Origin of the sequence: Variovorax sp. OV700 (assembly GCF_900099805.1) — a bacterium.
In the GTDB taxonomy this organism is placed as follows: Bacteria; Pseudomonadota; Gammaproteobacteria; order Burkholderiales; family Burkholderiaceae_C; genus Variovorax.
Genome location: NZ_FNDR01000001.1, coordinates 350,502 through 368,263, shown reverse-complemented (window position 1 = coordinate 368,263; position 17,762 = coordinate 350,502). Strand labels below are relative to the sequence as shown.

General features: G+C 65.9%; 19 protein-coding genes. 8 read left to right on the top strand and 11 right to left on the bottom strand.

Annotation, left to right across the window (positions count from 1 at the left end):
- Positions 1-30: 30 nt before the first annotated feature.
- On the bottom strand, positions 31-1,926 hold the full coding sequence (locus BLR24_RS01645) for a TRAP transporter large permease (protein WP_093011661.1): 1,896 nt from the start codon (positions 1,924-1,926) through the stop codon (positions 31-33).
- Positions 1,927-1,932: 6 nt separating this feature from the next.
- Positions 1,933-2,961: a TRAP transporter substrate-binding protein gene (locus BLR24_RS01640; RefSeq protein WP_093011658.1), complete on the bottom strand. Its 1,029-nt coding sequence runs from the start codon at positions 2,959-2,961 to the stop codon at positions 1,933-1,935.
- Between the two features lie 114 nt (positions 2,962-3,075).
- On the opposite strand from BLR24_RS01640, the gene BLR24_RS01635 reads away from it, so the two are divergent.
- Positions 3,076-4,140 (top strand): LacI family DNA-binding transcriptional regulator, encoded by a 1,065-nt coding sequence (locus BLR24_RS01635; RefSeq protein ID WP_093011655.1) that lies wholly within the window; start codon positions 3,076-3,078, stop codon positions 4,138-4,140.
- 18 nt (positions 4,141-4,158) lie between these two features.
- Here the strand turns inward: BLR24_RS01635 and hpaI are convergent, their stop codons facing one another.
- The 3 genes from hpaI to BLR24_RS01620 are packed head-to-tail and all read right to left on the bottom strand — an operon-like array spanning position 4,159 to position 7,527.
- On the bottom strand, positions 4,159-4,962 hold the full coding sequence (gene hpaI / locus BLR24_RS01630; RefSeq protein ID WP_093011652.1) for a 4-hydroxy-2-oxoheptanedioate aldolase: 804 nt from the start codon (positions 4,960-4,962) through the stop codon (positions 4,159-4,161).
- Between the two features lie 46 nt (positions 4,963-5,008).
- On the bottom strand, positions 5,009-6,532 hold the full coding sequence (locus BLR24_RS01625; protein ID WP_093011649.1) for a UxaA family hydrolase: 1,524 nt from the start codon (positions 6,530-6,532) through the stop codon (positions 5,009-5,011).
- Positions 6,532-7,527 carry a tripartite tricarboxylate transporter substrate binding protein gene (locus tag BLR24_RS01620; RefSeq protein WP_093011646.1) on the bottom strand — a complete coding sequence of 332 codons (996 nt, stop codon included), beginning with the start codon at positions 7,525-7,527 and terminating at the stop codon, positions 6,532-6,534. Before BLR24_RS01620 ends, BLR24_RS01625 begins: the two co-directional genes overlap by 1 nt.
- 139 nt (positions 7,528-7,666) lie before the next feature.
- On the opposite strand from BLR24_RS01620, the gene BLR24_RS01615 reads away from it, so the two are divergent.
- From BLR24_RS01615 to BLR24_RS01605, 3 genes are all read left to right on the top strand, one after another.
- Complete coding sequence (locus tag BLR24_RS01615) at positions 7,667-8,599, top strand: LysR substrate-binding domain-containing protein (RefSeq protein ID WP_093011643.1); 933 nt, start codon at positions 7,667-7,669, stop codon at positions 8,597-8,599.
- 120 nt (positions 8,600-8,719) lie between these two features.
- Positions 8,720-9,418, top strand: coding sequence for a Crp/Fnr family transcriptional regulator (locus BLR24_RS01610; RefSeq protein ID WP_093011640.1), 699 nt, complete (start codon positions 8,720-8,722; stop codon positions 9,416-9,418).
- Between the two features lie 222 nt (positions 9,419-9,640).
- Positions 9,641-10,129 (top strand): helix-turn-helix transcriptional regulator, encoded by a 489-nt coding sequence (locus tag BLR24_RS01605; protein ID WP_093011636.1) that lies wholly within the window; start codon positions 9,641-9,643, stop codon positions 10,127-10,129.
- 35 nt (positions 10,130-10,164) lie between these two features.
- Here the strand turns inward: BLR24_RS01605 and BLR24_RS01600 are convergent, their stop codons facing one another.
- Both BLR24_RS01600 and BLR24_RS01595 read right to left on the bottom strand, forming a co-directional pair.
- Positions 10,165-10,380, bottom strand: a complete 216-nt coding sequence (locus BLR24_RS01600) for a hypothetical protein (protein WP_093011633.1) — start codon at positions 10,378-10,380, stop codon at positions 10,165-10,167.
- A gap of 111 nt (positions 10,381-10,491) precedes the next feature.
- Positions 10,492-10,749 carry a hypothetical protein gene (locus BLR24_RS01595; RefSeq protein ID WP_093011630.1) on the bottom strand — a complete coding sequence of 86 codons (258 nt, stop codon included), beginning with the start codon at positions 10,747-10,749 and terminating at the stop codon, positions 10,492-10,494.
- A 186-nt stretch (positions 10,750-10,935) separates the two neighbouring features.
- Between BLR24_RS01595 and BLR24_RS01590 the strand changes: the two genes are divergently transcribed.
- Entirely contained in the window at positions 10,936-11,220 is a 285-nt protein-coding gene (locus BLR24_RS01590; RefSeq protein ID WP_093011627.1) for a hypothetical protein, read from the top strand.
- A 33-nt stretch (positions 11,221-11,253) separates the two neighbouring features.
- On the opposite strand, the gene BLR24_RS01585 is transcribed toward BLR24_RS01590, so the two are convergent.
- From BLR24_RS01585 to rpoN, 3 genes are read right to left on the bottom strand one after another with little or no spacing between them, the layout of a single operon-like run.
- Positions 11,254-11,559, bottom strand: a complete 306-nt coding sequence (locus BLR24_RS01585; protein ID WP_093011624.1) for a hypothetical protein — start codon at positions 11,557-11,559, stop codon at positions 11,254-11,256.
- A gap of 16 nt (positions 11,560-11,575) precedes the next feature.
- Positions 11,576-11,818: a hypothetical protein gene (locus BLR24_RS01580; protein ID WP_093011621.1), complete on the bottom strand. Its 243-nt coding sequence runs from the start codon at positions 11,816-11,818 to the stop codon at positions 11,576-11,578.
- 43 nt (positions 11,819-11,861) lie between these two features.
- A complete protein-coding gene (gene rpoN, locus BLR24_RS01575; RefSeq protein ID WP_093011618.1) occupies positions 11,862-13,334 on the bottom strand; it encodes an RNA polymerase factor sigma-54 in 1,473 nt (490 codons plus the stop codon).
- 252 nt (positions 13,335-13,586) lie between these two features.
- Between rpoN and BLR24_RS01570 the strand changes: the two genes are divergently transcribed.
- Positions 13,587-13,916 carry a histidine kinase dimerization/phospho-acceptor domain-containing protein gene (locus BLR24_RS01570; protein ID WP_175543139.1) on the top strand — a complete coding sequence of 110 codons (330 nt, stop codon included), beginning with the start codon at positions 13,587-13,589 and terminating at the stop codon, positions 13,914-13,916.
- Positions 13,917-14,048: 132 nt separating this feature from the next.
- Positions 14,049-15,497 (top strand): sigma-54-dependent transcriptional regulator, encoded by a 1,449-nt coding sequence (locus tag BLR24_RS01565; protein WP_093011612.1) that lies wholly within the window; start codon positions 14,049-14,051, stop codon positions 15,495-15,497.
- Here the strand turns inward: BLR24_RS01565 and BLR24_RS01560 are convergent.
- Positions 15,467-15,718: a hypothetical protein gene (locus BLR24_RS01560; RefSeq protein ID WP_093011609.1), complete on the bottom strand. Its 252-nt coding sequence runs from the start codon at positions 15,716-15,718 to the stop codon at positions 15,467-15,469. The genes BLR24_RS01565 and BLR24_RS01560 overlap by 31 nt on opposite strands.
- Positions 15,719-15,825: 107 nt before the next feature.
- On the opposite strand from BLR24_RS01560, the gene BLR24_RS01555 reads away from it, so the two are divergent.
- Positions 15,826-17,721 carry a PAS domain-containing protein gene (locus tag BLR24_RS01555; protein WP_093011606.1) on the top strand — a complete coding sequence of 632 codons (1,896 nt, stop codon included), beginning with the start codon at positions 15,826-15,828 and terminating at the stop codon, positions 17,719-17,721.
- The last annotated feature ends 41 nt before the right edge of the window (positions 17,722-17,762 follow it).

Here is a 17,762-nt window from a genome sequence, read left to right as displayed (position 1 = left end):
GGCTCCGTTGGTGTGAGTGTGTTGTTGTGATCAGAACTTGAGAAAGCCGGTCGAGAACCACGGGAACGCGGCCACGATCACCAGGCCGACCAGCATCGCGGCGATGTAACCCCAGATGTGCTTGATGCCTTCGTCGGGGTTGACCTTGCTCACCGCACAGGCGCCGTAGTAGCCCACGCCGAAGGGCGGCGCGAAGAGGCCGATGCCCATCGCGAAGATGACGACCATGGCGTAGTGCACCTCGTGCACACCCGCTGCCTTGGCAATGGGGAACAGCAGCGGCCCGAACAGCACGATGGCCGGAATGCCTTCGAGCACGCTGCCCAGCACGATGAAGGCGACGATCGATACGGCCAGAAATCCGTAGGCACCGCCGGGCAGGGCGCCCATCACACGCGCCAAGTCTTGCGAAAAGCCCGATTGCGTGAGGCCCCAGGCCATGGCCGTGGCGCAGCCGACAATGAAGATGATCGCGCCCGAGAGCGAGGCCGTGTCCACCAGCATCGGCTTGAGCCGCTTCCAGTCGAACTGCCGGTAAACAAAGAGCCCGACCAGCGCCGAGTAGACGATGCCGATGGTCGACACCTCGGTGGCGGTGGCCACGCCTTCGACCACGGCCGCGCGAATCACGAAGGGCAGCAGCACCGCCGGCAGCGCGACCAGCAGCAGCTTGCCGATCTCGCGCTTGCTGTGGCGCTGCACGCCGCTCAGGTCTTCGCGCCGGTAGCGCCACCACACCACCACGCACAGCGCGGCGCCGAGCACCACGGCCGGCAGCAGCCCGCCTGTGAACAGCGCGGCAATCGAAATGCCCGTGACCGAGCCGATGGTGATGAGTACGATCGATGGCGGAATGGTTTCTGTCTGCGCCCCCGTGGCCGAAAGCAGGGCGACCAGGTCGCCAGGCTTGGCGCCGCGCTTGACCATCTCCGGAAACAGCACGGGCGCAATGGCCGCCATGTCGGCGATCTTGGAGCCCGAGATGCCCGATACCAGGTACATCGCGCCGATCAGCACATACGAGAGGCCGCCGCGCACGTGGCCCAGCAGGCTCGCAAGAAACTGGATCATGGCGCGCGCCATGCCCGTCATCTCGATCAGTGCGCCCAGGAAGATGAAGAGCGGCACCGCGAGCAGGATGAGGTGCGACATGCCCTCGTCCAGCCGGCCCACCATCACCAGCAGCGGCGTGCGCGTGGTGAGCGCCAGGTAGCCGAAGGTCGCGAGAGCGAAGGAGAAGGCAATGGGTACGCCCGAGAGCACCGTGGCTGCCACTACCACCACGAAAAAGATCACCAGGTTGAGCTTGCCGAGCGTGGCGAAAAGCGGCGCCGCAAGCCAGAAGGCCGCCACCAGCGCACCCATGCCCAGCACCGCAACCGCAATCTGACGCCCGGTGCACACGCGCAGCAAACGCAGCAGCGCCATCACCACCATGATGCCGATGCCGGCCGGAATGGCCGCGGCGCGCCAGGCGTTGCTGATTTCCAGTGCGGGCGTGACGATGAACGACTCTTCATGCGCGTAGTCGATGGAGGGCCAGATGATCAGCACCAGGAAAGCGATCGAAGCCGCGATGGCAAAGGCATCGAGCATCGCCCGCGTCGAAGGCGCTACCTTCTGCAGCAGCGCCGTCATGCGCATGTGCTCGCCGCGCCGCAGCGCCACCACGGCGCCGAGCATCGACAGCCACAGGAAGAGGATGGACGCGAGTTCGTCCGACCACACCAGCGGCGCATGGAACACATAGCGCGACACCACGCCCGCGAACAGCACGCAGATCTCGGCCAACACCAGCAGTGCGGCCACGGCCTCGACCACGCCGCCCAGCACGCGGTCCGCGCGGCCCGCCATGCCGCTCAGTGCGTTGGCGGACGGCCCGGCGCCCACGAACGGCGCAGCCTCGAAAGTGGATTCATGCACCATGGGCAATCAGGCCAGCTTGCCGACCGCGCCTTCGAGCAGCGCCCAGGCTTCGGGGCCGAAGCGGCCCTTCCACTCGCCATAGAAGCCCGACTCGCGCAGCTTGGCGCGAAAGCTGTCTGCCACCGGCCGGTTGATGGTGAGGCCCTTGGCCTGCAGGTCGCCGACGACCGAATCGTTGAGCTTCTTGATGTCGTCGCGCTGTTGCATGCCGGCATCGTTGATGGCGCGCGCGACGATGGTCTTCAAGTCGTCGGGCAGTGCCTCCCATGCGCGGCCGTTGGCAATGAACCAGTAGCCGTCCCAGATGTGGTTGGTGAGCGAGCAGAACTTCTGCACCTCGAACAGCTTGGCCACCTGGATGATGGGCAGCGGGTTCTCCTGCGCATCCACGATCTTGGTCTGCAGGGCGGAGTAGACCTCGCTGAACTGCAGGCTCGCGGGCGCGGCGCCCAGGCCTTTGAACATGGAGATCGACAGCGGGCTCACGGGCACGCGGATCTTCAAGCCGTCCATGTCCTTCGCATTGGTGACCGGGGCCTTGCTGCTGGTGGTCTGGCGAAAGCCGTTGTCCCACATCTTCTCGAAGGCGTAGAGGCGCGACTTGGCAATGGCGCCGCGCACGTGCGCGCCAAGCTTGCCGTCCATCGCGGACCAGACCTGGTTGTAGTCGTTGAAGGCAAAGCCCACCGCGTTGATGGCTGCCACCGGCACCAGCGTGGCAATGACCAGCGCCGAGGGCGTGAAGAACTCGATGCCGCCCGAGCGCACCTGCGCCAGCATGTCGGTGTCGCCGCCCAGCTGGTTGTTGGGAAAGATCTTGATCTCGACGCGGCCCTTTGTTTCCTTGGCGATGCGGTCGGCTGCCTCCTGCGCGCGGATGTTCAGCGGATGCGTGAGCGGCAAATTGTTGCCGTACTTGTACGAGAACTCGGCCGCGCGGGCGATGCGCGGCAGGGCCGCAACGATGCCGGCGGCGGGGAGGGCGGAAAGCGTGCGCAGGGCGCCGCGGCGGGTCAGGCGAGTCGTCGATGTCATGTCTTGTCTCCGTGATGCGGTTGATGCAATCTGATGCATCCTTGTAATCGGGGCCCAGTGAAGATAAAAGCCTGCATGATCCAGGTCAAACTCTGGCTTGATGGTTTTTGATGTATGCGGGATAACCCTTCACTATCTTCCGCGCCTGCGGATGCGCGCCGTGCCCGCATGGTCGACATTGCGCGCGCCGCGCAGGTTTCGACCGCCACCGTCGATCGCGTGCTCAACCGCCGCCCCGGTGTGCGCGACGCCACGGTGCAGCGCGTACTCAAGGCCGCGGGCGAACTCGACTACCTGCCCGGCCCCGAGCTCTACGCCGCGCTCACGCCGCCGGCCCTCAGGCTGGTGTTCCTGCTGCCGGCCGGCACCAACCGCTTCATCCGCATGCTGGGCGACATGGTGGGCTATTCGCAGGAGCACTGGGCGCCGTTCAACGTGCAGTGCCGCACGGTGTTGATCGAGAGCTTCAATCCGCATGAGCTGGCGGACGCGCTGAGGCGCCATGGCCAGCGCTGCGACGGCATCGCGATGATGGCGCTGGAGCACCCTGCGGTGCGCGAGGCCGTGGCGGCGCTGGCCGCGCGCGGGCTGCCGGTGGTCACGCTGATTTCGGATCTGTCGAATTCGGAGCGCGCCGCGTTCGTGGGGCTCGACAACCGGGCAGCGGGGCGCACCGCGGGCTATCTCATCGGTCGCTTCATCGGCGCGCGCGCTGCCAAGGTCGCGCTCATTGCGGGCAGCCTGAGCTACAAGGCGCACGAGGAGCGCGAAGCCGGCTTCCTGCACGTGATTGACGAGATGTTTCCAAAGCTTGAAGTGGTGGGCCTGCGCGAAGGACAGGACGACGCCGGCAAGAACTACCGCCAGACCCGCGCGTTGCTGGAGCAGTACCCCGACATGGGCGGCATCTACAACATCGGCGGTGCGTCCGACGGCGTGGCGCGGGCACTGAAGGAGGCCGGGCGCGAGCAGAAGGTGGTCTTCATCGGACATGGCCTCACGCCCGATACGCGCACGCTCTTGATCGACGGCAGCATGGATGCGGTGATCACGCAGAGCCCGCACACCACACTGATGAACTGCGTGCGCATCTTCGCCAACCTGCGCGACAAGCGGGAAGCGCTCAGCGGCGTGGAGACCACCCGCAGCCAGGTGATCTTTCGCGAGAACCTTCCGTAGGTTTTTTCGATCCCGCTTTCAGTAAGCCGCGCGCGAGACCGGCTCCGCAGCAGGCGGCGCGCCGGTGAAATCGGCGGCCAGCTTGCGGGCGGCGCCCGCATACAACAGCACGTCGACACCAACCGCGACAAAAGTGCAGCCGAGTTCCAGATAGCGCCGCGCCAGTTTCGGATCCGACGTGAGCGTGCCCGCGGCCTTGCCCGAGGCCACGATGGTGCGCATCGCGGCTTCGATGGCGGCCTGCACCTCCGGGTGGCCGGGCCGGCCCCGATGCCCCATCGACGCGGCCAGATCGGCCGGGCCGATGAAGACGCCATCGATGCCATCCACGGCGCAAATCGCCGCAAGGTTGGAGAGCGCAGTCACGGTTTCCACCTGCACCAGCAGGCAGACTTCTTCGTCGGCGATGTCCAGGTAGTCGGTGCGCGCGCTCCATTGCGACGCACGGCCCACCGCGCTGCCGACGCCGCGGATGCCCAGCGGCGGATAGCGCGTGGCCGACACCAGCGCGCGTGCCTGCTCGGCCGTGTCGACCATCGGCACCAGCAGGTTCTTGGCACCGATGTCGAGCAGCTGCTTGATGAGGGCCGTCTCGCCCTGCACCGCGCGCACCACCGGCTGCGCGGCGTGGGGCGCCACGGCCTGCAGCGCGGCCAGGGTCGAGCGCAGGTCGTTGGGCGCGTGTTCGCCGTCGATCAGCAGCCAGTCGAAGCCTGCGGTGGCGCTCACCTCGGCCATGTACGGGTCGGCCATCGAGAGCCAGAGGCCGATCTGCGGGCGGCGTGCGGCCAGGGCCGTCTTGAAGGGGTTGTGGGCGGGCATGAGAGAGGTATCTTCAGTAGGTGATGTTGCGTGCGTGCGTGCGGTGTCAGCTCACGATTCCCAGATGCCATGGGACGAATTCATGATCGCCCAGGCCCAGCGCTTCGCTGCGCGTGCGCTCGCCCGAGGCATGGCGCAATATCTGCTCGAAGATCTGCTGCCCCAGTTCGGGCACCGAGAGTTCGCCGTCGATCACCACGCCGCAGTTGATGTCCATGTCTTCTTCGAGGCGCTTGAACATCGGCGTGTTGCTGGCCAGCTTGATGGTCGGCGCCGGCTTGCTGCCGAACATCGAGCCGCGCCCGGTGGTGAAGCAGATCAGCTGTGCGCCGCTGGCAATCTGCCCGGTGACCGCCACGGGGTCGTAGCCCGGCGAATCCATGAAGACGAAGCCAGCCTTGTCGATGGGCTCCGCGTATTCGTACACGGCCTGCAGCGGCGTGGTGCCGCCCTTCATGGCCGAGCCGAGCGATTTTTCGAAGATGTTGGCCAGCCCGCCGGCCTGGTTGCCGTGCCCGACCACGCCGTTGAATTGCGCGTTCTGGCCGGCCGCATAGCGCTCCCACCAGGCCAGTCGGTCGAGCAGTTTCTGGCCGACCTCGGGCGTGACGGCGCGCCGCGTCAGCATGAATTCGACACCGTGGATTTCAGGGGTTTCAGAAAGAATGGCGGTGCCGCCGTGGCGCACCAGCACGTCCATGGCCGCGCCCAATGCGGGGTTGGCCGTGATGCCTGAGAAGCCGTCTGAGCCACCGCACTCCAGCCCGATCTTCAGGTGGTTGGCGCCGACGCGGGTGCGCTGCGCGGCGTTGGCTTCGGGCAGCATGTCTTCGATGGCGCGAATGCCGGCTTCGATGGTCTGTCGGGTGCCGCCCACGTCCTGCATCACCATCGTGCGCATGAGGCGGCCCTGCTGCAACCCTTGCGAGTCGACCAGCGCATCGACCTGGTTGCGTTCGCAGCCCAGTCCGACGATCAGCACGCCGGCCAGGTTGGGGTGGCGCGCATAGCCCGCCAGCGTGCGGCGCAGCACGTCGAAATGCTCGCTCGGCGACGACATGCCGCAGCCGCTGGTCTGTGCAAAGGCGGCCACGCCATCCACGTTGGGAAAGGCCGCGAGCCGCTCGGGCGTGAAGTGCGCCGCAATGCGCTTGATGACGGTGGCCGAGCAGTTGACCGACGACAGGATGCCGATGAAGTTGCGCGTGCCCACGCGGCCGTCGGCACGCACAAATCCCATGAAGGTGGCGCGCTCTGCATCGGGCACGTAGGCCACGGGCCGCACGTCCTGGCAAAAGCCCGGATCGCGGTAAGAGTCGACCAGCGTGAGGTTGTGGCTGTGCACGTAGTCGCCGGCCTCCAGGTCGCGCGAGGCCACGCCAATGACGGTGTCGTACTTCTTCACCTGCTCGCCGGCCGCAATGGCGCGCGACGCGATCTTGTGCCCCGCGGGAATCTGCGCACGCGCGCGCACGCCGAATTCGGCAATCGTTTCGCCCAGGGCGATCGGGCTCTTGGCCACCAGCACGTTGTCGTGCGGGTGCAGGCGAAGCAGGGGGCTGTCGTTCATCAACCCTTCTCCATCAGTTCCTTGAGGTTGAGCTTGCGGATCAGCTCGGTCTCCTGCTTGTAGACGGCTTCGACATACCTCTGGTAGTCGGGCCCGTCCTGGTACATGACGGGCGCATCGATGCTGTCGGCCACCTTCTTGAATTCTTCGCTGTTCACCGCCACGCGGAACGCATCGCGCAGCTTCTTTTCCACCGCGGGCGGCAGCCCGCGCGGCGCGCCGATGCCGTTGGGCGCTTCCACCACCACGTCGTAGCCCAGCTCTTTGAGCGTGGGCGTGTCCTTGAAGCGCGGCGTGCGTGCCTCGCCCCAGGTGGCGAGCAGGCGCAGCTTGCCGCTCTCCACGTGCGGTGCCCAGGAGCTGCTGTCGGCCAGCATGTCGACCTGTTCGCCCAGCACGTCCTGCAGCGCCGCGGCGCCGCCCTTGTAGGCGATGGCGTTGAACTTGACGCCGGCCGCCTGTGCGAACTGCTCCATGCCCACGTGCGTGGCGCCGCCCACGCCTGCATGGGCATAGCTGATCACGCCCGGCTTGGCCTTGGCCTGCGCCACCATATCGCGCAGCGACTTGAACGGCGAACTGGCGGGCACCGCAATGCCGAAGGTCTGGCCCGAGGTGCGGGCGAGATAACTCAGGTCCTTGAGCGGATTGATCTGCACGGTGCCGATCTGTGCAAAGCGTGTCACCGAGATGGGAATCTGCCCGATCGTGTAGCCGTCGGGCCGGGCCGATGCCAGCGCCTTGGTGCCGATCATTCCGGACGCACCGGCGCGGTTTTCCAGCGCAATGGGTTGGCCGAGTTCGCGCGCGGCGATCTGGCAGATGGCGCGCATCGACCGGTCCGCGGTGCCTCCGGCCGGCCAGGGGCAGATGAAGGTGATGGGGCGATCGGGATAGTCGGCGGCCATTGCGCGGCCGTGTACGGCGGCCAGTGCGGCGGCGCCGAGGCCGCCCAGCATCAGTTGACGCCGCTGCAGGGAGCGATGGATGGTCATTTGTCTTGTCTCCGACGATTTGTAGTTCGATGAAAGCAGAGCACATTCTTCCGTAGACAATCATTGCAATCCAATGAAATAGCGGACTCTCTTCATAGCCTGAAGGTTATGAAGCCAAGAAGAGGCCGCACGAACCACGATGAGCCAGATTGACCGCGTCCTGCGTTCCAACCTCAAGCTGCGCCACCTGCAAATGCTGGTGGCGCTCGACCAGTTTCGCCATCTGGGGCGCGCGGCCGAGTTTCTGTCGGTGACACAGCCGGCAGTGTCCAAGTCGCTGGCCGAGATCGAGCGCATGTTCGGCCTTGCGTTGTTCGAGCGCTCCACGCGCGGCACCGAGCCCACGCCGTACGGTGACAGCGTGGTGCGCTTCGCACGCTCGGTGCTCGCCGACTACGACCGCACGCGCGACGAGATTGCCGCGGTAGCCAGCGGCGCCGCGGGTCGCACCAGCGTGGGCGCCATGGTGGTGGCTTTGCCGGTGCTGGTGGCGCGCGCGGTCGAGATGCTCAAGACGCACTCGTCGCAAACCACCGTGCTGGTGGAAGAGGGCGACCTCACGCGCCTCTTGCCCAAGCTGCGCCTGGGTGAGCTCGACTTGTTCGTGGGACGCCTGGAGCCCGGCTACGCTGCGCCGGACCTCGAAACCGAGCCACTGCTCTCAGAGCCCATGACCGCGGTGGTGCGGCCCGGGCATGCGCTCGTCGCCAAGCGCCGGCTGGGCTGGGCCGACCTCGCCAAAGAGCACTGCGTGATGCCGCCCCCCTGGGCGTCGCTTCGCGTCAAGCTCGACCAGATGTTTTTCAAGGACGGCGTGCATCCGCCGGCCGACCTCATCGAATCGGCGTCCTTCCTGGCACAGATCAGCTTTCTGCAGCAGCGCGATGCCGTGGCTTTCATGGCGCGCTCCGTCGCGCGGCACTTTCAGCAGCAGGGGCTGCTGAAAGTGCTTTCGCTCAAGGTGCCGATCGACCTGCCGCCGGTCGGCCTCATCACCATGCGTGGGCGCAGGCGCACGCCCAGCACGCAGCAACTCATCGAATGCTTGCGGCGCGCAGCCAGGATGAAGTGATGCGGCGGACGGGGGCCCGACAGTTGTAACAGCCGCGAAAGGGCTTCAAAGTTGGGGATCGGCACGGTATCCCCAATTTATGGGTATGCGGCTTCCCGTGCTTTCCTGCATCATTGAGGGATGTATCTGAATACTTTGGTTTCAGGGCTTCCGCCAGAGGAACGCGCGGCCCTGGTCCAGGCCAGCGAGCTTCGTTCATACCGGCGCAACGAAATCGTTCTTTCCGTGGACGAATGGACGGATCGCCTCTACTGCGTAGCGAGCGGGCTTTTGCGGGTCGTGGCGCATGGCCGCAGCAGCAGCGGCGATGTAACCACCGAATTTATCCGCCGCGACGATTTCTTTTTTGGCGCCTCGCTCGCCGAAGACCGCCACCAGGCTGCCCAGACGCTGATTGCTGCGCTGCCCTCGTCCGTATATCTCATTCCCATTTCCACGATGCGAAAGCTGTGCGAAAGGCATCCTCGAGTTGCCTTGGCACTGCTCGATATCGCCATGAAGCGCGTGGGCGTCATGCGGGGGCAGCTTCGCCGGATTTCGGCGCTGTCGTCCGAAGATCTCGTGAGCCGGGTGCTGCATCAACTGACACAGCTGGCGCCTGCGGCGACGGGTGGATATGACAAACGCATCACCCAGTCGGTGATCGCTTCCTATTCGGGCCTGTCGCGCGAAGTGGTCAACAAGACCATGCGCGACCTGGAGAGCCGCGGTCTGGTGCGCCGCGACGACCATGGCGTGCACGTGCCACCCGACTTCGCGGCAACCGACTTCGATCTGCCGCCCGCCGAACTGGGCCGGGATGGGTCCGGCGCGTCTTGACGGCAGCCGTGTCGGACGAGATGCGGAGCTTCCTATCTGTGAACCCAATTTTAACTTTATTCACATTTGTGATCTGCACCACATCGACGACTCGAAAGCGAATGCCAAGGACCGGTGTTGTCCTTAGCATCGAATCGGTCTCTTCCATGTTCCCGCGAGCCGCGACTTGACGGCCTTCGGGGCCCATCTTTGCGGAACGCCAATGCAGGCGAGCTTTTGAAAATGTCCAACGCAAACATCGAATCGAGAATAACGTGGCACCCCTCCTGGCAACAGGCCGGACGGTTCACGGTAGGCAGTCTCCCGACGTTCGCCGCCAACGACGATTGGCGCATGAATTCCGCGGTGGCCGCGGGAGCCGTGCGTGATCTCTTCGTCAAGGCGAATGCCCTGGACCTCGCCTCGCTGATGCGTTCCATCGAGCTCGGAAACTCCCCAGCGGCGTCACAGATTGCGGGTCGCATCTTGGCATCCCTCTCCGCATCGGCTGAACCGAAGCCGCCCGCGAAAACGAACGGGCTCTTGTCGCCGCGCGAATTGAAGGTGCTGCTGCTCATATCCGAAGGCCAGAGCAACCGGCAGATCGCCGAGGAAACTCATCGTTCGATCAACACGATAGAAGCGCAGCTCAAGAGCATCTACCGAAAGCTGGACGTCAAGTCGCGTACCCAGGCAGTCCGTGAGGCAACGCAGCGGGGGCTGCTGAACTGAGAGCAAGGTGAACTGCGGCGGCCCGAGCTCGATCGCTATTTGGGCGGCGTGTTCGCTGGCGCGGTGTTCGCAGGAGCGACCTGAGGTGCGCTCTGGGTCGGCGTCGACGGCGTGACCGGCAATTCATCCCGCGTCTGCGCCAGGAAGTTATAGGCAAGCGCCAGCAGGAAGACGAAGATAGCCGCGCCGATGCCCCAGCGGAACACGCGCTGGTTGTCGCGCTCGTCGCTTCTGGCTTGTCGAGGATTCATATCGGTCACCCTTCAGTGCAGTTTTCCGACGCTGCACCGGCGCGCGAGAGCGAGCTGTCGGACAGCGGCTCGGCTCGCTGTCGCGAAAAAACAGAACAATGCGGCGCCTGATCAGGCTTTGGCGCGCTCGATGATTTCGTGCACCGTGTGCGAAAGATTCGAGAGATAGAGTGCATCGGCTGAAAACGAACGGCTCATGGCCCCAATGAGCTGGCCGAAATCCTCGTCCACCGGACCCTTGCCCGCATCGCCGCTCCCTCGGGAGAGCAGCAATCCATCGATTCGGCTCTGCACCCGCATGTAGTCGGCCCGCAGCAGCACACTGCGCGCCAGCAGCACATCCAGGGTCAGAAGGTCCAGTGCGGTCATGGGATGTTTGTGTTCGCCCGATCCGAAGATTCGATCGGCAGTTGGACGCAACGCGTAGGAACCTTTCTCGTGTGAGCCGGCTGGGCAGACTACAACCGGAGGGAAGCACTCCCGGCACCTATGCGGGCATGCCGTTTGCCGCTCTCGCGATGTTGTCCCTCCCTTCAACGCCTTGGATGTCCTCCCATGAAAAGATCGCAATCGCGCGTGGGCCATGCCAGCGAGTGCTATGAACTGCTCGAATTCCTGTGTCGACGACAGATGCCGGTGGTGTGCTCGGAGCCCGACGACATTCACAAGATCCTGGCCCTGCGCAGCGCATCGCTGCTCCAGGCGACGACCGAGCCGGCGGTCGTGCTGCGCACGGGCGAGCGGTGGATCGCGCGTGCCACCGTGACCGCAATCACCGCGGAAGGCCGCGCCGCCTGCATGGAGCGCAGCGCGATGGCGCTGACTGCCGGGCGGCGTTGAGAGCGCCGGCAGGCTTCGCCGGCCGGGTGCACTTCAGAGCTGGCCCTGGCCGTCGCCCGTGCGGTCGTGTACCCAGCGCATGGCTTGCTGCTGCGCGTGCCGCAGCGCCTCTGCCTCGGTGGCGTAGGCGATCTCGTCCGTGTCGTCAGGCAACATCGTTTCCTGGTCGTCCGACCCCTGGCCAAGGCAAATCACCACGGGCCGGTACACGCCCGTCTTCGTGCGGGGGGCGCTGTAGGCGAAGCGCCACCCGCGGTAGACAAAGACGTGGCGTTGCTTTTCGTCCCCGGGTGTCGAAGCGGCGCCGGGCTCCGTTCCAGACGGGTCTTGCGTGCTCATCGGTGGTAATCCCCCGTCATAGCACCGTCGCTTCCGCCTCGTGAGGCGGAGGCTTGCCGGCAAACCAGAGCGCGCTGCGGCCGTCGGGCGTCAGTGCCAGAAACCGGGCCACCCTGGGTCCTCCGGCTTCGGGCTTGAGCGTCAGGGCCACGACGAGGCCGGCGGCGCGCAGCACCAGCAGGTTGTTGATGTCCTGGGGATCAGTCAGCGTAAGAGGCACGCGGCACTTCGCGAGCGTGCGCAAGAATTCGATGGACATGGTTCTCCTTGTGCCTATGGTGCCGCTGGCCCGTGGCGACTCTTCATGCAGGCCATGCCGGGGCTCCCGGTTCTCCTCCTTGCGCGCGGCGGCGTTCGAAGGGGTCGATGTTCATGCCCTGGCGGTATTTGGTGACGGTGCGGCGCGCAATGCGGAAGCCCTGCTGCGCCAGCTGGCGTGCCAGCGCCGCGTCGCTCAGCGGTGCCAGGGGCTTTTCTACCGCGATGAGTTCGCGAATGAGACCTTGCAGTGCCATTGGCGCGCTTGCGCCGCCGGCCGCGTGGTCGAGTCCACGCGAGAAGAAGTGCTGCAGCTCGAAGACGCCGGACGGCGTGGCCATGTACTTGTTGTGCACGGTGCGCGACACGGTGGAAGGATGCACGCCGACCTCGTCCGCGATCTCGCGCAGGCCGAGCGGCTTCATGGCGAGCGGGCCGTGCTCGAAGAACATCTTCTGCCGCGCGACGATGGCGCGCGCCACGGCGAGGATGGTGGATGCGCGCTGCGACACGCCGCCGACCAGCCACCGCGCCTGTTCCAGGCACTCCTTCATCGCAGGGCACTGGCTTGCGCGATGTTTTTCGAACAGTTGCGCGTAGGCCGTGTTCAGCTTCACGCGCGGCAGTGCGCTGGCATTGAGCGAGGTCTTCCAGATACCGCGCACCTTCTTAACGGTCACGTCGGGAATCACGATGCGGGCCGCGGTCTCGCCGAACTGCCAGCCCGGGTGCGGGTTCAGGCGCCGGATGCAATCGATGGCGGACTGCACGTCTTGCGGCGACGCATCGAGCGCCTTTGCGAGCTTGCCGACATCGTGCGCGGCGAGAAGGCCGATGTGCTCTTCGAGAATTCGGCGTGCGAGCCGCCGGGTTCCTTCGCTCGCATCCATCGGCTCGTTCGTATTCCTTGCGCTGGCCTCGAGCTGCAGGCCAAGGCACTCGGCCACGCTGCGCGCCGCCACCCCGGTGGGATCGAGCGCCTGCACCCGCCGCAGCGCCGTACGCAGCTCGCGTTCGGCGCCCGCGCCGGTTTCTCCCAGCGCGGTGCCGATGTCTTCGAGCGAGATGCGCAGGTAGCCGTCGTCGTCCAGCGCCTCGACCAAGGCGCGCGCAAACGCCATCTCGCGCGAAGACAGGCGCAGCACGCCGAGCTGCCCGTGCAAGTGGGCGCGCAGCGACTCCCGCAGCGGCACGCGCTGCATCACGTCGAAGCTTTCGTCATGCGAAAGATGACCATCGCGCGGAGCGGGTGCCGCGTCGGTACGGTCGAAGGCCGCGGCTGCTTCGAGTTCGGCGGCAGCGGCTTCGTCACCCTCGGTCTCGGACGGCGGGGCCTCGGCGCCATCGTCCTGCTGCGGCGCATCGATCTCGAGAAACGGGTTCAGCTCCGCCGCATCGCGCAAGGCCTGAGCGTAGTCCTGCGAAGACATCTGGAGCAGCCGCACGGCCTGCTGCAACCGGGGCGAAAAGAGGGGGGCCTGCACTTGGCGGGCTTGCAAAACAATCGTCGTGTTCATGGTGTTGCGTAGCGCCTGCTATCCCCGGTAGCGGGATTGCCGTGCAATGGTCGTGCCAGGGCATTTCGGCCGCGGATGGCCGAGTTTCAATAGAAGTTTGCAAAACTGCGGCGAATCCATCGCCGCCCTGGGGAAGGGTTGCTGCAAATCTTGCGGTTCTCCGCGGGCAGACAGAGAGGGCGCCTTTGCCGCAAACTTTGCGCCATGAAAAAATCATCGAGGGATGCCGGCGCGGCTCCGGCGAGACCCCCAATGCTGTTGCTCGGGCTATGCGCAGCCGCTCTGGTGGGGCTCGGCTTCGTGTGCCGGGAAAAAGCGCGTTCCGCGAAGGGCGATGCCGCCGCTGCCGACATGCTGGCGACCCACCAGGCGCGCCAGGCCCGGCTGGCTCTGCGCGCTCAACGCCTTGAACACGATCTGCGAAGCCCCATTGGTGCCATGGCCGTGGCCCTGGAGCTTTTGCGGACTTCCGACGACAGCGCCACGCAGCTCGAAGCCTTGCAGGTGATCGAGCGCCAGGTCGCGCGTATGACGGCTCTGACAGAGCAACTGCACGAATTCGCACAAGGCTTGAACGATTGAACCGTCGGGTGGGCTCTCTGTCCGGGTGCAGTATCGCGACCGGAGCGAGACGACGAGTCGACACAAAGCAAAAAATCACAGCGAAGCAGCATTCCATGGTGCAAGACAGAGGGCATCACGCCAGGAACGAAGGTGGGCCACGCACTCATTGTTGAAGACGACGAAGATTCGGCGCGGATGATCGCCGCCTTGGTCGCACGCGAAGGACACACCGTCATGTGTGCCCACGCCATCGCTGCCGCACGCAGGCTCATCGCCATGCAGCGGCCCGATCTGCTGCTGCTCGACCTGCATCTGCCCGATGGCAACGGATTCGATCTGCTGGACGATCCGGAGATCGTGAGCGACACCATGCTGGTGCTGATGACCGGGCAGGCGAGCCTCGAGACCTCCATCAAGGCCCTGCGTCTGGGAGCGGCCGACTACCTCGTGAAGCCGATCAATCCGCAGCATCTGAAAGGCCTGCTCAAGCGCCTGATCGCACCGTCGCAACTGCGCGCCGAACTCGACGAGGTGCAGGAGCTCTGGCGTGAGACCGGGCGGTTTGGCCACCTCATCGGCCGATCCCAGCCCATGCAGCGCGTCTATCGGCAGATTTCGAGAGTGGCCGGGACGGCCGTGACCGTGTTCATCCATGGTGAGAGCGGCACGGGCAAGGAGCTGGTGGCCCGCGCCGTGCACGACCTGAGCCGGCGGCGCGAGCAACCCTTTCTTGCCGTCAACTGCGGGGCGCTGTCGCCGCACCTCGTCGAAAGCGAAATCTTCGGCCATGAACGCGGCAGCTTCACCGGAGCGGAACGCCAGCACCAGGGTTTCTTCGAGCGCGCGCACGGCGGCACGCTGTTTCTGGACGAGGTGACGGAAATGCCACCCGAACTGCAGGTGAAACTGTTGCGCGTGCTGGAGAGCGGGACCTTCATGCGGGTAGGTTCCACGCAGGTGCAGCAGACCGACGTGCGCATCATTGCGGCCACCAACCGCGACGCCGCCGAAGCGGTTGCGCGCGGCAAGATGCGGGAAGACCTGCTGTACCGCCTCAACGTATTTCCGATCGGGCTGCCGCCCTTGCGCGAACGCGGCGACGACATCGCACTCATTGCCAACAGCTTTCTGCAGGACCTCGGGCGCCAGGAAGGCGGCACCAAGCATCTCACCCAGGGGGCGCTGGCGCGGCTGGCGGCGCACCGTTGGCCGGGCAACGTGCGCGAACTGCGCAACGTGGTGCAGCGAGCCTGGGTGATGGCGTCCGGCGACAAGATCGACGAAGAATGGCTACCCGCCAGCGGCGACGCGGAATTCGCCAGCATCGATGTGCGGGCCGAGCCCGAGATAGCGCAAGGCCAGGCACATGCGCCGGCTCTCAATGGTGGCAAAAAAAACGGCGCTGCTGCTGCGGCGACGCCCCTGGACGCTGGGGAGCACCAGATCGTGGTTGAAGTGGGAATGCAACTCGCGGAGGTGGAACGGCGCGTCATTCTTGCCACCTATGAACGATGCGGGCGCCACAAGGAGCGAACCGCGGCGCTGCTCGGCATCAGCATGAAAACGCTCTACAACCGGTTGAAGGAGTACCAGCAATGAGGAGAAGGTGGCGGCGGCTGCACCGGGCCGTGCCGATGGTCGGGTGACGAGGAGCCCGCGGCGGTGGCCGCCGTGACGCGCACACCCGCGCGATAGCGCTCCTTCCAGCTGCGCAGGCGCAGCCTGTAAGCCGCGGCCGCGGCGGGATCGAAGTCGGTTCCCAGGTAGTTCGCCGGATTTTCGAGTGGATGGTGAGCGAAATAGCTGCTGAGTTCGTTCATTGCGTGTCTCCGGTGCGCCGCAAGGCAATGGCCACTCGGCAAACGGCGTGCCGACCGGAGCCGGCACGTCGATAGCCGCTGCAACTAGGAGAAAGCGCTTGGATGAGATGAACCCCGGCCACGCCGAGCAAGAGCTGGGCGATCGGATCGATGACGCCATCGTGGTTCCGCGCGTGGCCGGGGAATCTGTTGCCCAACAGCTGGAGCGGGAGGTCGCGCGCCTGAAGCTGCAGCTGCGCGCAACCGTGGGGCAATACGAGACGTCCACCGAGGAGCTCAAGGCGAGCAACGAAGAACTGCACGCCCTGAACGAAGAGCTTCGTTCGGCAACCGAAGAGCTGGAGACCAGCCGAGAGGAGCTTCAGACCGTCAACGAAGAGCTCACCACCGTCAACCACGAGCTCAACTGCAAGGTGGATGATCTCGACCAGGCACACGGCGACATGCTGAACCTGATGGGCGCGACGGCCATTGCCACCGTGTTCCTCGACCGCGAGTTGCGCGTGACCCGCTTCACGCCCAGCGCGGTGGCGGTCTTCAAGCTGATTGCCGCCGACCTGGGGCGGCCACTCTCGGACCTGAGCACGCCGCTGCACTACCCGCAGCTGGCCGCCGATGCGCGCCGGGTGCTCGAGACGCTGCAGCCCACCGAGCGCGAAGTGGGCGACAGCGCAGGCAACTGGTACCTTGCACGGGTGCGGCCCTATCGGACCATCGAAGACCGCATTGCCGGCGTGGTGCTGGCCTTCGTGGACATCACCGGGCGCAAGGCCGCGGAAGAAGCGCTGCGCGAGAGCGAGGAGCGGTTGCGGCTGATGCTCGAGAGCGCGGTGGCCGCGCGCAAGGCGCTCGAAGCCGCCGATGCCGCAAAGGACCGCTTTCTTGCGGTGCTCTCGCACGAGCTGCGCAATCCGCTCGCCTCGATCAGCGGCGCGGCGGAACTGCTGGCGCCCGAGGCGCTTTCCACGCCGCAGCAGGCGCGCGCGGCGCGTGTGGTTCGGCGCCAGGCATCCGCCATGAAAGTGCTGCTGGGCGATCTGCTGGACGTGTCCAGCCTGCGAAGGGGCCGGCTGGAGCTGCGCCGTGAACGCGTTGCAGCGCAGGGCATCGTCGATGCGGCACTGGAGGCGACCGGCCCGCTGGTGGAGCTTGGCCGCCACCGGCTCGAACTGGATATTTCCGGCGACGAGATATTGCTCGACGTCGACCCCATGCGCTTGACGCAGGTGATTTCGAACCTGCTCTCCAATGCGGCCAAGTACACGCCCGACGAGGGCGAGATCCGGCTGTCCCTGCATGCGGAGTCCGGCGACGCGGTCTTCGCGGTCACCGACAACGGCATCGGCATGGAGCCGGACACGGTCGACACGATGTTCGAGATGTTCACGCAGAGCGTGCATGCGCAGGAGCGCTCGGCGGGCGGCCTGGGCATCGGGCTGGCGCTGGTGCGCAACATCGTCGAGCTGCATGGCGGCACGGCAACGGGCGAGAGCAGGGGCCTCGGGCTCGGAAGCCGGCTCACGGTGCGCGTTCCGCTGGCCGAACAGCGCCCGGCTGAGAGCGAACCCGCGCAAGCATTGGCGGCGATGGTTTCGTCGGCCGCGGGTCCGGACGAAGGAAGCCCGCAGCGCGTGCTGCTGGCGGACGACAACGTGGACGCCCTCTGGGGCATGGCGCGCATGCTGTCCATCTCCGGCTTCAGCGTGAGAACGGCCGACAACGGACTCGATGCGCTGCGCGTGGCGGAGCACTTCAGGCCCGATGCGGCGGTGCTCGACGTCGGCATGCCGGGGCTCGACGGGCACGAGGTGGCACGCCGCATTCGCGCGCAGCCCTGGGGGCGCGGCATGCTCCTTGTCGCGGCTACCGGATGGAGCCAGCCCGAGGACAAGTTTGCCGCGCTGGAGGCTGGCTTCGACGAGCACTTGGTCAAGCCCGTGGCTGCGGCCGACGTGCAACGCCTGCTGCGTGCGCGCGACGGAACGGCCGTGCCGGGCGGCTGAACCCTCTCACGCCGCGGGCACGCCGCTTGCCACGCAGGAGG

Excerpts from the sequence above, each read along its gene's own strand:
- BLR24_RS01570 (WP_175543139.1), top strand. The coding sequence starts at position 13,587 with ATGCTGTTGCTCGGGCTATGCGCAGCCGCTCTGGTGGGGCTCGGCTTC.
- BLR24_RS01645 (WP_093011661.1), bottom strand. The coding sequence starts at position 1,926 with ATGGTGCATGAATCCACTTTCGAGGCTGCGCCGTTCGTGGGCGCCGGG.
- rpoN (WP_093011618.1), bottom strand. The coding sequence starts at position 13,334 with ATGAACACGACGATTGTTTTGCAAGCCCGCCAAGTGCAGGCCCCCCTC.
- BLR24_RS01610 (WP_093011640.1), top strand. The coding sequence starts at position 8,720 with ATGTATCTGAATACTTTGGTTTCAGGGCTTCCGCCAGAGGAACGCGCG.
- BLR24_RS01560 (WP_093011609.1), bottom strand. The coding sequence starts at position 15,718 with ATGAACGAACTCAGCAGCTATTTCGCTCACCATCCACTCGAAAATCCG.
- BLR24_RS01555 (WP_093011606.1), top strand. The coding sequence starts at position 15,826 with ATGAACCCCGGCCACGCCGAGCAAGAGCTGGGCGATCGGATCGATGAC.
- BLR24_RS01620 (WP_093011646.1), bottom strand. The coding sequence starts at position 7,527 with ATGACCATCCATCGCTCCCTGCAGCGGCGTCAACTGATGCTGGGCGGC.
- BLR24_RS01605 (WP_093011636.1), top strand. The coding sequence starts at position 9,641 with ATGTCCAACGCAAACATCGAATCGAGAATAACGTGGCACCCCTCCTGG.
- BLR24_RS01615 (WP_093011643.1), top strand. The coding sequence starts at position 7,667 with ATGAGCCAGATTGACCGCGTCCTGCGTTCCAACCTCAAGCTGCGCCAC.
- BLR24_RS01595 (WP_093011630.1), bottom strand. The coding sequence starts at position 10,749 with ATGACCGCACTGGACCTTCTGACCCTGGATGTGCTGCTGGCGCGCAGT.
- hpaI (WP_093011652.1), bottom strand. The coding sequence starts at position 4,962 with ATGCCCGCCCACAACCCCTTCAAGACGGCCCTGGCCGCACGCCGCCCG.
- BLR24_RS01580 (WP_093011621.1), bottom strand. The coding sequence starts at position 11,818 with ATGTCCATCGAATTCTTGCGCACGCTCGCGAAGTGCCGCGTGCCTCTT.
- BLR24_RS01600 (WP_093011633.1), bottom strand. The coding sequence starts at position 10,380 with ATGAATCCTCGACAAGCCAGAAGCGACGAGCGCGACAACCAGCGCGTG.
- BLR24_RS01625 (WP_093011649.1), bottom strand. The coding sequence starts at position 6,532 with ATGAACGACAGCCCCCTGCTTCGCCTGCACCCGCACGACAACGTGCTG.
- BLR24_RS01635 (WP_093011655.1), top strand. The coding sequence starts at position 3,076 with ATGCGGGATAACCCTTCACTATCTTCCGCGCCTGCGGATGCGCGCCGT.
- BLR24_RS01640 (WP_093011658.1), bottom strand. The coding sequence starts at position 2,961 with ATGACATCGACGACTCGCCTGACCCGCCGCGGCGCCCTGCGCACGCTT.
- BLR24_RS01590 (WP_093011627.1), top strand. The coding sequence starts at position 10,936 with ATGAAAAGATCGCAATCGCGCGTGGGCCATGCCAGCGAGTGCTATGAA.
- BLR24_RS01585 (WP_093011624.1), bottom strand. The coding sequence starts at position 11,559 with ATGAGCACGCAAGACCCGTCTGGAACGGAGCCCGGCGCCGCTTCGACA.